We start from the raw sequence: 15407 nt of genomic DNA on the forward strand, positions 1-15407 counted from the left end.
GCTCCCGATCAGGCCGGCTGGTCCTGCGGACCGGCCGCGTCCCCGTCGGACGTTTCTTCAGTCGAAACCTCGTCCGCTTCCGAAGCTTCTTCGGCCACGGTCGCCGCGCCCTTCTTCTTGCGCTCGAATACCGCGGCGAAAAAGCCGTCGGTGCCGTGCACGTCGGGGCGCAGCTGCACGTAGGGGCCGTCCAGCTTCAGGTTTTCACAGCGCGCGGCCAGGATCTCGGCGGCGTCCAGGCGCTCGAAATCCGGATGGCTGGCGAGGAAACGCTCGGCCTGGACCTCGTTTTCCTCGGCCAGCAGGCTGCAGGTGGCGTACACCAGGCGGCCGCCCAGGGCGACGCAGCGCGCCGCGCTGTTGAGGATGCGTTCCTGCAGCTGGCCCAGTTCGGCCAGCGCCTCGGGGTGCTGGCGCCATTTCAGATCCGGATTGCGGCGCAGGGTGCCAATGCCGCTGCACGGGGCATCGACCAGCACGCGCTGGGCCTTGCCGGCCAGGCGCTTGACGCGGGCGTCGTTTTCGCTGTCGATGACCACCGGCACCACGTTGGACAGGCCGCTGCGCGCAAAGCGCGGCTTGGCGCGCTGCAGACGGGCCGCGGACACGTCGAACGCGTACAGGCGGCCGGTGGAGCGCATCAGCGCGCCCAGCAGCAGTGTCTTGCCGCCCGCGCCGGCGCAGAAGTCGATGATCATTTCGCCGCGGCGCGGCGCCACCAGCAGCGCCAGCAACTGGCTGCCCTCGTCCTGGACTTCGATGCTGCCGTTCTCGAACTGCGGCCAACGGTTGATGGCCGGACGGCCTTCCATGCGGATGCCCCAGGGCGAATAAGGCATGGCGACAGGTTCGTAGCGGCCGGCGCCCTGCTGCAATTCGGCCAGCATGGCGTCGCGCTCGACCTTCAGCGGGTTGACGCGCAGGTCCAGGCTGGCCTGGCGGTTCAGCGCCTCGATCAGCGTTTCCGGGCTGTCCATGGCGCCCAGGCGTTCGTCCAGCCAGTCCGGGATGCTGCCGCGCACGGCGCGCGGCAGTGTCGCCAGGTCGATCTGCGACACGCGCTGCAGCCATTCGGCTTCGCCGGCGTCCATGCCTTCGGCCAGCGCCTCGGCGCCCAGCGTCGCGGCCAGGCCCAGGATTGCCAGGCGGCGCGAAGCAGGACCGACGCCGCTTTCGCCGAACTGGCGGTAGCGGCGCAGATGGCGCAGCACGTCGTAGACGGCTTCAGCGACCTCGGAGCGATCGCGCGCGCCCAGATTCGGATGATTGCGCAGCCAGTGCGACAGGGCCGCGTCGGCCGGATAGGTCCATTGCAGGATTTCGCCCAGGACGCGCTGGACCTGGTCGATGCGGATCGCCGCGTGCGATTGGCGCGGGCGATTGAATTGGGGTTTGGGCGGGCGGTCCTGGCCGCCGTCGCCGCCGCGCGGGCCGCCATACTGGCCGCGTTCGCCGCCGCGCTCGCCGCCGCGCTCGCCGCCGCGATCATCGCCTCGCGGCGAGCCATAGGACGGACGCGAGTCCGCGCGGCCTTCGCGACGATCCGGGCCATAGGAGGCGCGTTCGCCGCCACGGCCTTCGCCACGCGGGGCGTCAAAGGACGGACGCGAGTCCGGACGCCCTTCGCGGCGCTCCGAACCATAGGAAGCGCGCTCGCCGCCACGGCCTTCGCCGCGCGGAGCGTCGTAGGACGGACGCTGGCCCGGACGGCCTTCGCGGCGTTCCGAACCATAGGAAGCGCGCTCGCCGCCACGACCTTCGCCGCGCGGGGCGTCGTAGGACGGACGCTGGCCCGGACGGCCTTCGCGGCGCTCCGAACCATAAGAAGCGCGTTCGCCGCCACGACCTTCGCCGCGCGGGGCGTCGTAGGACGGGCGCTGGCCCGGACGGCCTTCGCGGCGTTCCGAACCATAGGGAGCGCGTTCGCCGCCACGGCCTTCGCCGCGCGGGGCGTCGTAGGACGGGCGCTGGCCCGGACGGCCTTCGCGGCGTTCCGAACCATAGGAAGCTCGCTCGCCGCCACGACCTTCGCCGCGCGGGGCGTCGTAGGACGGACGCTGGCTCGGACGGCCTTCGCGACGGTCCGAACCGTAGGAACCGCGTTCGCCGCCACGGCCTTCGCCGCGCGGCGCGTCGTAGGACGGGCGAGGCGTCGGGCGGCCGCCCGAGCGCTCGTCGCGGCTGCCGCCGGAACGGTCGTCACGGGCGCTGTCGCGTGCGATCGGCGCGCGCGCGTCGCCCTTGGGGCGCGAGAAGAAGGACCGACCGTCGCGGCCTTCGGACGCGGCCCTGGCGGTGCCAGCCGGACGGGAACGCGGAGATTGGGGTTTGGTCATGGTGTATTCCAGTGGGGCGGAGGGCTTCCGCCCGAAAAATTCGATTCGGGGCCGCTCAGGCGGCCGGCGACCAAGCGAAAAGGCGATCGGGATCGCCCTGCACATTGACGCGGTGGTCGCTGGTCAGGGTAACCCGGCCTTCGGCAAGCCAGCGCACCGCCGCCGGAAAAGCCCGGTGTTCAACCGCCAGCACGCGCTCGGCCAGGGATTCGGGCGTATCGCCCGCCAGGACCGGCACGCAGCCCTGGGCGATGATGGGACCGTGGTCCAGCACCGGCGTGACGAAGTGCACGGTGCAGCCGTGCACGCGCACCCCGGTGGCCAGGGCCTGGGCGTGCGTGTGCAGCCCGGGAAACGCCGGCAGCAGCGACGGGTGGATGTTCACCAGCCGGCCGGCATAGTGATTGACGAAGCCCGGCGTCAACACGCGCATGAAGCCCGCCAGAATGACGTAATCGGGTTCGTAGCGGTCGATCTCGGCGGCCAGCGCGGCGTCGAAGGCTTCACGGCTGGCGTAGTCCTTGTGATACAGCGCGCCGGTGGGAATGCCCTGCTGGGCCGCCCACTCCAGGCCGGCGGCATCGGGCTTGCTGGCGATGACGGCGGCGACTTCGGCCGGCCAGCCTTCATTGCGGCAGGCCTCGGCCAAGGCCTGCATATTGCTGCCGCGTCCCGAAATCAGGATGACGATGCGGCGCTTGGTGGTAGATATTTCCGGCAAGATAAGGAATTCCAAGGGAAATCGGGCCCGTCCGCCCTACGCAATCCCGCGCGCGGCGACAGCCTGGACGCGCGGCAGGTAAGGACAGGAACAAACCCGGAATCCAAAATTGTAAACTCTCGCTCGTGAAACCATCGCTGCGCATCTACCGATCCCTGCCCCCGCCCGACCGGCGCGCCCCTTGCGCGCTGACGATCGGCAATTTCGACGGCGTCCATCGCGGACACCAGGCCATGCTGGCGCGCGTCTGCCAAGTCGCTCGCGACCGCAACCTGACGCCCGCCGTGATGACCTTCGAGCCGCATCCGCGGGAGTATTTCGCCACCCTGAATCAACGCCCGGAGCTGGCGCCCACCCGTATTTCGGGTTTGCGCGACAAGCTGGCGGCGCTGGCGCGTTACGGCATCAGCCAGGTCGTGGTGGAGCGCTTCAACGCCCGCCTGGCCGAAATGTCGGCCAACGCCTTCATCGAACAATTGCTGGTCCAGGGCCTGCATGCCAAATGGCTGCTGGTGGGCGAGGACTTCCGCTTCGGCCACAAGCGCAGCGGCGACATCGACCTGCTGCGCGAGGCCGGCCTGCGCCATGGCTTCGAGGTGCAGACCCTGGCGGACGTGACCGACCAGCAAGGGCACCGGATCTCCAGTTCCGAGGTGCGCACCGCGCTGGCGGTGGGCGACCTGGAGCGCGCCCGCCACCTGCTGGGCCACCCGTACCACATCAGCGGCCACGTGATCCACGGCCAGAAGCTGGGCCGCACGCTGGGCTTTCCCACCATGAATCTGCGGGTGGCCGAGCGCTGCGCCGCGCGCTCGGGCATTTATGTGGTGCAGGTCTACGGCCTGGCCGACCGCCCGCTGCCGGCGGTCGCCAGCCTGGGCGTGCGCCCCACGGTCGAAGACCGCGGCCGCGTGCTGCTGGAGTCGCACCTGCTCGACGAGACCGTCGACGCTTACGGTAAACTCGTACGCGTCGAATTCCTGCAAAAGCTGCGGGACGAAGAAAAATTTCCTGACCTCCCTTCCCTGACTGCCGCCATCGCCGAAGACGCGCGAAACGCGCGCGCCTATTTTGCCGTTCATGGACTATAAAAAGACCCTCAACCTGCCCGATACCCCCTTCCCCATGCGGGGCGACCTCGCCAAGCGCGAGCCCGCCTGGATTTCGCAGTGGGAAGAAAACCACGTCTACCAGGCGATCCGCGCCGCCAGCCGCGGCCGGCCGCGCTTCGTGCTGCACGACGGCCCGCCCTACGCCAACGGCGACATCCACATCGGCCACGCGGTCAACAAGATCCTGAAGGACATCATCGTCAAGAGCCGCAACATGGCCGGCTATGACGCGCATTACGTGCCGGGCTGGGACTGTCACGGCATGCCGATCGAAATCCAGATCGAAAAGAAGTACGGCAAGCACCTGCCCGTGGCGGAAGTGCAGTCCAAGGCCCGCGCCTACGCCCTCGAACAGATCGACCGCCAGCGCAAGGACTTCAAGCGCCTGGGCGTGCTGGGCGAGTGGGATCGTCCCTACATGACGATGAACTTCAGCAATGAAGCCGACGAAATCCGCGCGCTGGGCCGCATCCTGGACAAGGGCTACGTGTTCCGCGGCCTGAAGCCCGTGAACTGGTGTTTCGACTGCGGCTCGGCCCTGGCCGAAGCCGAGGTCGAGTACGCCGACCGCGTCGATCCGGCGGTGGACGTGGCCTTCCCGTTCGCCGAGCACGCCAAGCTGGCCAGCGCCTTCGGCCTGGACTCGGTGGAAGACGGCGCCATCGTCATCTGGACCACCACGCCCTGGACCATCCCGTCCAACCAGGCGCTGAACCTGCATCCCGAAATCGAATACGCGCTGGTGCGCGTGACGCCGGTTCCCAAGTTCGGTCCGCTCCTGCTGATCGCCAAGGAACGCGTCGAAGCCTGCCTGAAAGCCTGGAACCTGGAAGGCGAAGTGATCGCCACGGCCCCGGGCGCGGCGCTGTCGGGCATCGAATTCCGCCACCCGCTGGCGCAGTTCAACACCGCCTACGACCGCAAGTCGCCCGCCTACCTGGGCGACTACGTGACGGCCGACTCCGGCACCGGCGTGGTGCACTCGGCGCCGGCGTACGGCATCGAGGACTTCATCTCGTGCAAGGAGCACGGCATGAAGGACACCGACTTCATCAGCCCGGTCATGGGCGACGGCAAGTACGTGGACAGCCTGGCGCTGTTCGGCGGCCTGTCCATCTGGGACGCCAACCCCAAGATCGTCGAGGCGCTGACGGAAGCCGGCGCGCTGATGCACGTGGAAAAGCACAAGCACAGCTACATGCACTGCTGGCGCCACAAGACCCCCATCATTTACCGCGCCACCAGCCAGTGGTTCGCCGGCATGGACGTGGCCCCCAAGGACGGCGGCCCGACCCTGCGCGAATCGGCGCTGGCCGGCATCGACGCCACGGCCTTCTATCCGGCCTGGGGCCGCGCCCGCCTGCACGCCATGATCGCCAACCGCCCCGACTGGACGCTGTCGCGCCAGCGGCAATGGGGCACGCCGATGGCCTTCTTCGTGCACAAGGAAACCGGCGAACTGCACCCGCGCACCTCCGAATTGCTGGAACAGGTGGCGCAGCGCGTCGAACAAGGCGGCATCGAAGCCTGGCAGACGCTGGATCCGCGCGAATTGCTGGGCGATGAAGCCGACCAGTACGAAAAGAACCGCGACACGCTGGACGTGTGGTTCGACTCGGGCAGCACGCACGCCACGGTGCTGGGCGGCAAGGACGGCGACTTCGCCGGCTCGCATGGCGCTGAACTCGCCTGGCCCGCCGACCTGTACCTGGAAGGCTCGGACCAGCACCGCGGCTGGTTCCATTCGTCGCTGCTGACTGGCTGCATGCTCTACGGCCAACCGCCCTACAAGGCCCTGCTCACGCACGGCTTCGTGGTGGACGGCCAGGGCCGCAAGATGAGCAAGTCGGTGGGCAACGTGATCGCCCCGCAAAAGGTGTCCGACTCGCTGGGCGCGGAAATCCTGCGCCTGTGGGTGGCGTCCACCGATTACTCGGGTGAACTGTCCATCTCGGACGAGATCCTGAAGCGCGTGGTCGAAGGCTACCGCCGCATCCGCAACACGCTGCGCTTCCTGCTGGCCAACCTGGCCGACTTCGACGCGGTGACGCAGTCCGTTCCTTATGGCGAACTGTTCGAGATCGACCGCTATGCGCTGGCCATGACGGCGCAGATGCAGGCCGAGGTCCAGGCCAACTACGAACGCTACGACTTCCACCCCGCCGTCTCGCGCCTGCAGACGTTCTGCTCGGAAGACCTGGGCGCGTTCTACCTGGACATCCTGAAGGACCGCCTGTACACCTCGGCCGAGGACAGCCGCGCGCGCCGCTCGGCCCAGACGGCCCTGCTGGACATCACGCAGACGCTGCTCAAGCTGATGGCGCCAATCCTGTCCTTCACCGCTGAAGAAGCCTGGAAGGAACTGGTCAACTCGGCCTTGAAGAACCAGGCCGACGCCGCCCGCACCACGATCTTCACCGAGGTCTACCACGCGCTGCCCCCGTTCGCCGATGCCGACGCCTTGTCGGCCAAGTGGGCGCGTCTGCGCGCCATCCGCGCCGAAGTCCAGCGCAAGCTGGAAGAAGTGCGCACGGCCGGCGACATCGGCTCCTCGCTGCAGGCCGAAGTGGACCTGTACGCCAACGGCGCCGACCAGGAACTGCTGGCCAGCCTGGGCGACGACCTGCGCTTCGTGCTGATCGTCTCGCGCGCCACGGTGCACGCGGGCGAAGGCGAAACCCGCATCGAGGTCACGCCGTCCACGCACAAGAAGTGCGAGCGCTGCTGGCACTGGCGCCTGGACGTGGGCCAGGACGCGGATCATCCCGAGATCTGCGGCCGCTGCGTGTCCAACCTGTTCGGCACGGGCGAAGCCCGCGACAAGGCTTGAGCATGGCCCGCCCCTCCGACCCCGGAGTGACGGGCGCCGCCCCCGTCCGCGCCGCGCCGGCGCGCGTGGGCGGCTGGCTGGCCCTGGCATTGCTCATCATCGTGCTGGACCAGTTGACCAAGGTCTACTTCAACACCTCGTTCCAGTACGGAGAACGCGTCAACGTGCTGCCGGTCTTCGACTTCACGCTGATGTACAACCGCGGCGCCGCCTTCAGTTTCCTGGCGTCCGAAGAAGGCTGGCAGCGCTGGCTGTTCACCGGCCTGGGCTGCGTGGCGGCGGTGGTCATCACCATCATCCTGCGCCGTACCCATGGCCAGCCGCGTTTCAGCCTGGCGCTGACCCTGATCCTGGGCGGCGCCATCGGCAACGTCATCGACCGCGTGGTCTATGGCCACGTGGTGGACTTCCTGCTGTTCTACTGGAACACCTCCTACTTCCCCGCCTTCAACCTGGCGGACGTGGGCATCACCTGCGGCGCCATATTGCTGGTGCTGGACGAACTCCTGCGCGGCCGCAAGGCCAAGACCCAGGCCTGAAGATGGCCCGGCCGGGGCGCGACGCCCCGGCTTCCTTCAGCATTTCCCACGGTTTTTGTCCTGCTTGATGCCCCCTGAACGCATCGCGAAAGGCGCAATGCCGCAATGCAGAATAAAATCACTGTCCGTTCCTCGTTTACACGGCGCTGAACCCGCCGCCTCCCTCATGCTCGACCTCGCCCGCAAACGCATCGTCCTCGGCCTGACCGGCGGCATCGCCTGCTACAAAATCGCCGAACTGGTGCGGCGCATGACCGAACAAGGCGCCACCGTCGACGTGGTCATGACCGAGGCGGCCACGCACTTCATCACGCCGGTCACCATGCAGGCCCTGTCGGGCCGTCCGGTGTTCGTGGATGCCTGGGATGCCCGCGTGCCCAACAACATGGCGCACATCGACCTGACGCGCGGCGCGGACGCGGTGCTGATTGCGCCGGCCAGCGCCGACTTCATGGCCAAGCTGGCGCACGGCATGGCCGACGACCTGCTGTCCACGCTATGCCTGGCGCGCGCCTGTCCGCTGCTGGTGGCGCCCGCCATGAACCGCGAGATGTGGGCCAACCCGGCCACGCAGCGCAACGTCGAACAACTGCGCGCCGACGGCATCAGCGTGCTGGGGCCCTCCGCCGGCGAACAGGCCTGCGGCGAAACGGGCGATGGCCGCATGCTGGAAGCGCATGAACTGCTGACCGACCTGATCGCCTTCTTCCAGCCCAAGCTGCTCGCCGGCCGCCACGTGCTGCTGACCGCCGGTCCCACGTCCGAACCCGTGGACCCGGTGCGCGTGCTGAGCAACCGTTCGTCGGGCAAGACCGGCTACGCGCTGGCGCGCGCCGCCCGCGAGGCCGGCGCCCGCGTCACGCTGATCACCGGCGCCACCTTCCTGCAGGTGCCGCGCGGCGTCACCGCGCTGTCGGTCACGACCGCGCGCCAGATGCACGACGCCGTGATGGCCAGCGCGGCCGACGCGGACATCTTCATCGCGGTGGCCGCGGTGGCCGACTGGCGCGTCAAGAACGTCAGCAACCAGAAGCTGAAGAAGACCAGCGAAGGCGGCGGCGCGCCCGTGATGGAATTCGAACCCAATCCGGACATCCTGGCCGAAGTGGCCAAGCTGCCCGACGGCCCCTGGTGCGTCGGCTTCGCCGCCGAAACCGAGAAGCTGGCCGAGCATGCCGAAGCCAAGCGCACGCGCAAGGGCATTCCGCTGCTGGTGGGCAACCTGGCGCACAAGGTCATGGATGCGGACACCACCGAACTGGTGCTGTTCGACGAGCAAGGCACCCATCCCCTGCCCGCCGCCGACAAGCTGGACGCCGCGCGGCGACTGATCGCCGAGATCGCGGCCAGAGTGCCAGGCAAATAAAAAGAGCAGGCCTCGCGGCCTGGCCTGGCTGCCGATGAACCCCTGTCTGCGGACAGGGGTTTTTATTTGCTTGCGGGCTTGCCGCTCATGCGGCCGTCGTCAGTGGATATGCTCCTGCGAGGAACGATCCTCGCGCTCCATCTGCAGCGTCGTATGGTGCAGGTCGAAATCCGCCTGCAGCCTGTCCTCGATGGCCCGGCGTACCTGTTCGCCGTCGGCCCCGGCCGCCAGCACCACGTGACCCGTGAGCATGGGATTGCTCTGCGTCACCGCCCACAGGTGTATGTCATGGATGGAAGCCACACCGGCCGTGCCGGCGATGGCGGCGCGCACGGCCTGCAGGTTCATGCCCGGCGGCACGCCTTCCAGCAGGATATTCACGCACTCGCGCAGCAGCACCCAGGTGCGCGGGAACACCATGAAGCCTATGCCCACCGCCAGCGCCGAATCCACCCAGCGCCAGCCCGTGAACCAGATGAGCACAGCGCCGACGATCACGCCGATCGAGCCCAGCATGTCGGCCCATACCTCCAGATAGGCGCCCTTCACGTTCAGGCTTTCGTCCTTGGCGCCTGCCAGCATGCGCATCGAGATCAGGTTGACGATGAGCCCCACCACGGCGACGGCCAGCATCCCCAGCGACTGGATCTCCTGCGGCGCCGACAGGCGCTGGTAGGCCTCGTACAGGATGTAGAACGCGACGCCCAACAACACCAGCGCATTGACCGCCGCCGCCAGTATCTCGAAGCGGGCGTAGCCATAGGTGCGCATCAGGTCCGCCGCCTTGCGACCGGCGCGTATCGCCACCAGCGCCAGCAGCAAGGCCATGGCGTCGGTCATCATGTGCATGGCATCGGAAATCAATGCCAGGCTGCCTGTGATCAGGCCGCCCGCGATCTCGACCAGCATGAAGCTGCCGGTCAGGCCCAAGGCGATCCAGAGGCGGGATTCGGGCAAGGCGCGCACGTCGCCGTGCTGATGGCTGTCGCTCATGGCTGTCCTGGTCGGGGAAAGGCACCATGACAAAGCCTGTAGCGGCTTCAGAGTCAAGCGCGGCGGCTCGCGCCATGAAAAAAACCCTCCGTGCCACCGGAGGGTTTTTGTTGGACAACCCGGCTTACTGCTCCAGGCTGATGTTGGCCGCCTTGACGATATCGGCCCATTGCTGGCGGTCCTTCTCCAGGAACTGGCCGAACTGCTCGGGCGTCATGCCGGTGACCGGCTCGGAACCCAGGCCGGCCATCTTCTCGACCAGCGCCGGCTGCTTCAGCACGTCCTGCATGGCCGCGTAGTAGGCGGCCAGCACGTCGGCGGGCAGCCCGGCGGGCGCGAACACGCCTTGCCAGGTCGGCATGTCGAAGCCCTTCAGGCCCTGCTCGTCCAGCGTCGGCACGTTGGGCAGCTGCGGCGCGCGCTTGATCGAGGCCACGGCGATGGCCTTGACCTTGCCTTGCGAGGCCAGCGGCGCGGCGGTGGAGATGTTGTCCATCGTCATGGCGATGTGGCCGCCCAGCAGGTCGGTGACGACGGGCGCGGCGCCGCGGTAGGCGGCGTGCGGCACCTTCACGCCCAGCTTGTAGAGCATGGTCTCGGCGATCAGGTGGTTGGAAATGCCCACGCCGGCGGTGCCGTAGGTGGCGGTCGGCGTCTTCTGGAAGTATTCCTTCAGCTCGGCCAGATTGTTGGCCGGCACGTCCTTGTTGACGATGACCACGTTGGGCTGCACCGCGGCCAGCGTGACAGGCGTGAAGTCCGCCGGCTTGTAGTTGGTGCCCTTGGGGTTCAGGACATGGGTGATGGCCATGGACCCGGCGGCGGCGATGCCGATGGTGTAGCCGTCGGCCGGCGACTGGGCCAGGCGGTACGCCATGATGTTGCCGCCTGCGCCGGCCAGGTTTTCGACCACGACGGGTTGGCCCAGGCGCTGCGACAGCGGCTCGGCCAGGAGGCGCGCCAGGGTATCGGCGGAACCGCCGGGCGCAAAGCCCACCAGGAGGCGCACCGGCTTGGCGGGCTTCCAGGCGTCGGCGGCGAAGGCCGGCGCGGCCGTCAGGGCTGTGACGGCGAACAGTGCGCCAGCGGCGCGATGCAGATTACGGCTGAACATGAAAAACACTCCCAACGATTGATTGACGAAGCCCGCTTCGTCTCCTCTCGCCGCTCGCCCGTCCGCGTCGCGCCGCGCATCCATGCGCGGCCGGGTCGCGGAGCGGTACCCGCGGCGTTATTCCAGTATTTGCGCCAGCGTCTGCGCCACCATGCGGTTGGACAGCAGCACCGGCCGGCCTGAGGCCTGTGCCACGGCCTGGCGCATGCGCTCGGCGTAGCCCATGCAATGCATGACGATCAGGTCGCAGGACGCGAGTTCGCGGCCGGCCCGCTCGAAGTTGAGTGCGGCCAGGGCCGCGTCGGCTTCGTAGGGGGAGGCATGCACGACCACGGTCTCGCAGGACAGCGGCACGACCATGTGGAAGGCATCGACCTGCGCCTCCAGCGGCACCACCAGGCCCACCTTGCGGCAATGCTCGGCCAGGCCGGCGACCAGGTGGTCCACCACCTGCTGCGGCTCCACCACCAGCGTGCGCATCGGCGCGATCGCGGTGCCGGTGCACAGCGGCACCAGCACGTCGTAGCCCGCGGCATCGGCCTGGCGCATGACCTCGGCCAAGCGCGCCTCGGCGGCGGCCGCGTCCAGTTCGATCTGCGAGCCGTCGCGCATGCGGGTGGCGAAGCGGTATTCGCCCGGCTTGGGCGCCAGCGCGGCCAGGCCCGCGGCGTCCAGCCCGTCGAGCGCGCCGAATTCGTCGATGCGCACCTGCGCGCCCAAAAGCGGGGCCATCTCGGGCACCACGTCGCTGCGCGGCGACTGGCCGATGGTGAAGAACGCCACGCGGCGCGGCTGCGCGCTCATGCCTCGCCCGCGCTTTCGCGGCCCACGGTCTGCAGATGCGCCATCGAACCGTAGCGGCTCTGCAAGGCGGCCCATTCCGTTTCGTCGACGAAGCTCATCGCGCCCTGCCCGTAGAGCTTGGCGATCTCGATGCAGAAACGCATGGCGACGTCGGCGTCCACGGCGTTGGTCACGCCCGTGGCGCAGCCCGGCACAGTGGTCTGCGCGGTCAGCGCCACGCCCACCACCGGCGCGCCGGTGACGATCGTGGGCTGCATCAACGAGTTCACGTGCCACAGGCCGTTTTCGTAAGGCGTGATGTCCTGCGTGGTCAGCGGCAAGGTCACCGGCAGTTCGCCGCTGACCCAGCCCATGACGTCCAGCATGGTCTCGGGAATGCGCAGCAGATAGCCCTGGCGCGCGACCGGCGTCAGCGCCACGCCGCGCTTGTTGACCAGGCGGTTGCCGCGCGTGGTGTCGACGGACAGGATCGCGTCCATGCGCGGGTCGACTTCATGCGACATCATCTCGCGCATCGGGAATGGCGAACGCATCATCGGCACCGGATGGTGCGGCCGCGTGCCGGCGCGCGGGCAGATGTGGGTGCGGATGCGCACGGTGCCCGGCATGACGTCACCTTGGCGCGCCATGGCCATCAGCTTGAACGCCGCGGCAATCGCGACCACCGCGCCGTCGCTGTCGGACACCAGGCCGGTGACCGCCGGACGCGCGCCGATGCCGCCAAGGCGGCCGACGATGCCGAGTTGCGGCGCGGTGTCGTCGAGGCCCGGAATGACGATGGACAGGAATTCGGTGGCCGCGCCGTCGCGCTCCAGCCGGGTCACTTCGACTTCACAGTTGCCCGCCGCGCGCAGCTGTTCGGCCACGGCCTCGCCCGTGATGTGCGCAGAGGACAGCAGTTCGATGGCGTCGATGACGTGCTTCATGCCGGGATCTCCACGGGACCCGGACGGAACACGCGCGGCTCTTCGTTGCCGAGGAACAGCGGCGCGTCGTGCGGGCCGACCAGGTCGATTCGATTGCCGCGCACGCGCAGCGCGGAGCCTTCCGGCAAGCCCAGCACGGGCATCTGCGGATTCAGCGTGCAGAACTCGGCCAGGCGCTGGGCGCGGGTTTCGCCGCGGTGTCCGGGCGGATGGGCATTGGTGTAGTGCGGATTGATCTGGAACGACAGCAAGCCCAGGGCGTCGAAGCCTTGCGGGTCCGTGATGGGCATGTCGTTGGTGGTGCAGATGCTGGGGCAGCTCAGGTTGGAGCCTGCGCTCCAGCCCAGATAGGCCGCGCCCTCGCGCACGCGGCGCGCCACGACGTCCAGCAGGCCCTGGCGGCGCAGCTGGCCCAGCAGGTTGAAGGTGTTGCCGCCGCCCACGATGATGATCGCGGCGCCTTCCAGCGCGGCCACGGGATCCTCGGCGCGATGCAGCCCCTGGATGTCCAGGCCGGTATCCGCCAGGGCCGACGCCACCAGCGCGGTGTAGTCGTCCCAGTCGCGCGTGACGCCAGCGTACGGCACGAAGACGGCCGGCGCGCCTTGCGGCAGCGACGCGATCAGTTCCCGGATGTCGGGCAGCGCGTGGACCAGATAGCCGGCGTCGCTGCTGGAATTGCTGAGGAGCAGTAGGTTCATGTGGAGGATTTCCGTAAGGGGATTTTCTGGGTGTCCGGCGGCGCGGACGCATCTGTGGGCCTGAAAGCGTTCAGGCCAGCCAATAGGGATCGTTCAGTTCGCGGCCCAGCGCCCCCACCTGCCGCAGCACCGACTCGCGCAAGCGCGCGACGCGGGCGGCATCGGCCTGGAAGGAAACGAAGGACAAACACAGGCCGCGCAGTTCGCCGGTGGCGGGGTCGCGCACGGCGGCCGCCACCGCGCCTATGCCCGGCATGGCCTGGTCGATGGCCACGCCGCAATGGTCCGCGCGGGTCTGCGCGACCAGGCGGGCCAGATCGCCGACCGTGGCGGGACAGTCGCGGCCTTCGGTGGGCAGCGGCTGGTCGGCGTCGGCGCCGTAGAGCGCCTGGAACTCGGCTTCGCTCAGGCGCGACAGCAGCGCCCGGCCCATGGCGGTGCCCGAGGCGGCGCGGCGCGAACCGGGCGGCGACAGCACCTGCACCGGGTGCGAGCCGTTCAGGCGCTGCAGCACCACGGTCTCGCGCTGGTTCAGGGTGGAGAGATAGGCGGTCAGGCCGCTGTCGTCGGAGAGCCGGGCCAGCACCGCGCGGCAGGCGTCGTCCAGCGGCGTGGCCGCCATGCCGGCGCGCACCGCCTGCGCCAGCATCGCCCCCGCGCGGTAGCGGCGCGTGGCGGCGTCCTGGTCGAGCAAGCCGTAGTGCTGCATCTGGTTGAGCAGGCGCGACGCGCTGCTCTTGGGCATGGACAGGCGCGCCGCCACTTCCGTGAAGCTCAGCTCCGACGCGCCTTCCGCGTATAGCCCCAGCACACGCTGGACGCCATCGAGAATACTCATGTTTGTTCCAAAAAACGGAACTTATGTTCCTGTAAGTTGAACAAGAATAATGCGGGGCTCGACGGCGGTCAATATGGGAACAGCATGAAAAAGCCCCGGGGTCGCCCGGGGCCTGGTCGCGGGAGCCGCCGGCCCCCGATGTAGATCAACGGAATGCCTCAGCCAACCGGCGTCTCGCAGAACTGCAGGAATCGATGCAGCGGAGTCTGCCGTTCGGCGGCACGTTGCCATACGACGACCGTGGGCGGATTCTGTTCACGCAGCTCGACCGGCAGGATGACCGCCTCTGCCGCGACGGTCAGGCGCTCGGCCGCCGCCAGCGGCAGCATGACCAGGTAATCCGTGGTGCGCACGAATTCATCGGTCAGCAAAAGATCACTTACCTGAATGCCGCGCGGCGGCAGTCCCAGGTCGCATCCCAGGAACAGCGCGGTCAGCTTGTCGTGCATCATCGTGCCCGGACGCGGCTTGCACCAGGGTTCTGCATGCAACTCCGGCAGCGTAAGGCGGCGGCGGGCGGCCAGCGGCGACAGCCGGGCATTGGCGACGACCACCAGCGGCTGCGGCGGCACCAGCCGCAGGCGTCCCAGGCCAGGCGCTGTCAGCTCGGGCGCGTCGTAGCACACCAGCGCGTCCAGCTTGTCGTCCAGCAACAGGTCCGCCATGGCGCGGTATCCGCCAGCCTGCACATCCAGCGCGACGCCGGGCTGGGCCTGGTTGAAGGCATGGATCAAGGGCGCAAGCGTCAGTTTGCCCATGTCGGTCGCCACGCCGATGCGCAGTTCGCCCAGGCGGCCGCTGCGTACGTCCGTTACGGCTTGGGCCAGCCCGCGCGATTGCGCCACCACGGCCTCCATCATGGGCAGGATCTGGCGGCCCATTTTCGTCGGGCGCTTGGCATTGCCGATGCGCTCGAACAGCTTGAAACCCAGCTGCGATTCCAGCTCGGCCAAGGTTTTGGAGACCGCGGACTCGCTCACGTTCGCGGCCGCGGCCACCTCCTTGGCCGACGGCGCATCGCGCAACGCCAGCGCGATCTGCAGATGCCGCAGCTTCAGGCGCGAAGCCAGCGACTCAATGGGCTGCGACTTGACCATTTTCTCAATCCATTAGTCGAATAATTCACT

The 15407-nt window shown here is 68.4% G+C and carries 13 protein-coding genes; 4 read left to right on the forward strand and 9 right to left on the reverse strand.

Translation table 11 applies throughout. From position 1 onward, the window contains the following. Positions 1-8: 8 nt before the first annotated feature. Together AC1RHV_RS07240 and purN are read right to left on the reverse strand one after the other, a co-directional pair. Positions 9-1349: an RsmB/NOP family class I SAM-dependent RNA methyltransferase gene (locus AC1RHV_RS07240; RefSeq protein WP_492300803.1), complete on the reverse strand. Its 1341-nt coding sequence runs from the start codon at positions 1347-1349 to the stop codon at positions 9-11. Positions 1350-2391: 1042 nt separating this feature from the next. Further along, a complete protein-coding gene (gene purN / locus AC1RHV_RS07245; protein ID WP_088159649.1) occupies positions 2392-3048 on the reverse strand; it encodes a phosphoribosylglycinamide formyltransferase in 657 nt (218 codons plus the stop codon). 134 nt (positions 3049-3182) lie between these two features. On the opposite strand from purN, the gene AC1RHV_RS07250 reads away from it, so the two are divergent. The 4 genes from AC1RHV_RS07250 (at position 3183) to coaBC (ending at position 8904) form a co-directional block, all read left to right on the forward strand. Further along, on the forward strand, positions 3183-4148 hold the full coding sequence (locus AC1RHV_RS07250; RefSeq protein WP_054456020.1) for a bifunctional riboflavin kinase/FAD synthetase: 966 nt from the start codon (positions 3183-3185) through the stop codon (positions 4146-4148). Next, a complete protein-coding gene (ileS, locus tag AC1RHV_RS07255; protein ID WP_492300278.1) occupies positions 4138-6999 on the forward strand; it encodes an isoleucine--tRNA ligase in 2862 nt (953 codons plus the stop codon). Before AC1RHV_RS07250 ends, ileS begins: the two co-directional genes overlap by 11 nt. Before the next feature lie 2 nt (positions 7000-7001). Continuing rightward, positions 7002-7538, forward strand: a complete 537-nt coding sequence (lspA, locus tag AC1RHV_RS07260) for a signal peptidase II (RefSeq protein WP_054456015.1) — start codon at positions 7002-7004, stop codon at positions 7536-7538. 166 nt (positions 7539-7704) lie between these two features. Continuing rightward, complete coding sequence (coaBC, locus tag AC1RHV_RS07265; RefSeq protein WP_054456013.1) at positions 7705-8904, forward strand: bifunctional phosphopantothenoylcysteine decarboxylase/phosphopantothenate--cysteine ligase CoaBC; 1200 nt, start codon at positions 7705-7707, stop codon at positions 8902-8904. A 99-nt stretch (positions 8905-9003) separates the two neighbouring features. Here coaBC and AC1RHV_RS07270 read toward each other — a convergent pair whose 3' ends face one another. The 7 genes from AC1RHV_RS07270 to AC1RHV_RS07300 form a co-directional block, all read right to left on the reverse strand. After that, a complete protein-coding gene (locus AC1RHV_RS07270; RefSeq protein WP_054456011.1) occupies positions 9004-9897 on the reverse strand; it encodes a cation diffusion facilitator family transporter in 894 nt (297 codons plus the stop codon). A gap of 124 nt (positions 9898-10021) precedes the next feature. Beyond that, on the reverse strand, positions 10022-11011 hold the full coding sequence (locus AC1RHV_RS07275) for a Bug family tripartite tricarboxylate transporter substrate binding protein (RefSeq protein WP_492300282.1): 990 nt from the start codon (positions 11009-11011) through the stop codon (positions 10022-10024). 117 nt (positions 11012-11128) lie between these two features. Further along, complete coding sequence (locus tag AC1RHV_RS07280) at positions 11129-11815, reverse strand: AroM family protein (RefSeq protein WP_175163008.1); 687 nt, start codon at positions 11813-11815, stop codon at positions 11129-11131. After that, entirely contained in the window at positions 11812-12741 is a 930-nt protein-coding gene (locus AC1RHV_RS07285) for a DUF1177 domain-containing protein (protein WP_492300284.1), read from the reverse strand. Before AC1RHV_RS07285 ends, AC1RHV_RS07280 begins: the two co-directional genes overlap by 4 nt. Further along, positions 12738-13442, reverse strand: a complete 705-nt coding sequence (pepE, locus tag AC1RHV_RS07290) for a dipeptidase PepE (protein ID WP_054456008.1) — start codon at positions 13440-13442, stop codon at positions 12738-12740. The genes AC1RHV_RS07285 and pepE overlap by 4 nt, the downstream gene beginning before the upstream one ends. Positions 13443-13512: 70 nt before the next feature. Continuing rightward, complete coding sequence (locus AC1RHV_RS07295; protein ID WP_175163001.1) at positions 13513-14280, reverse strand: IclR family transcriptional regulator; 768 nt, start codon at positions 14278-14280, stop codon at positions 13513-13515. Between the two features lie 158 nt (positions 14281-14438). Next, the gene (locus AC1RHV_RS07300) at positions 14439-15377 is read right to left on the reverse strand and encodes a LysR family transcriptional regulator (protein WP_125470007.1); all 939 of its coding nucleotides are present in this window, start codon (positions 15375-15377) and stop codon (positions 14439-14441) included. Between the last annotated feature and the right edge of the window lie 30 nt (positions 15378-15407).

It is taken from the genome of Achromobacter sp. GW823-FHT04E03 (genome assembly GCF_058796095.1).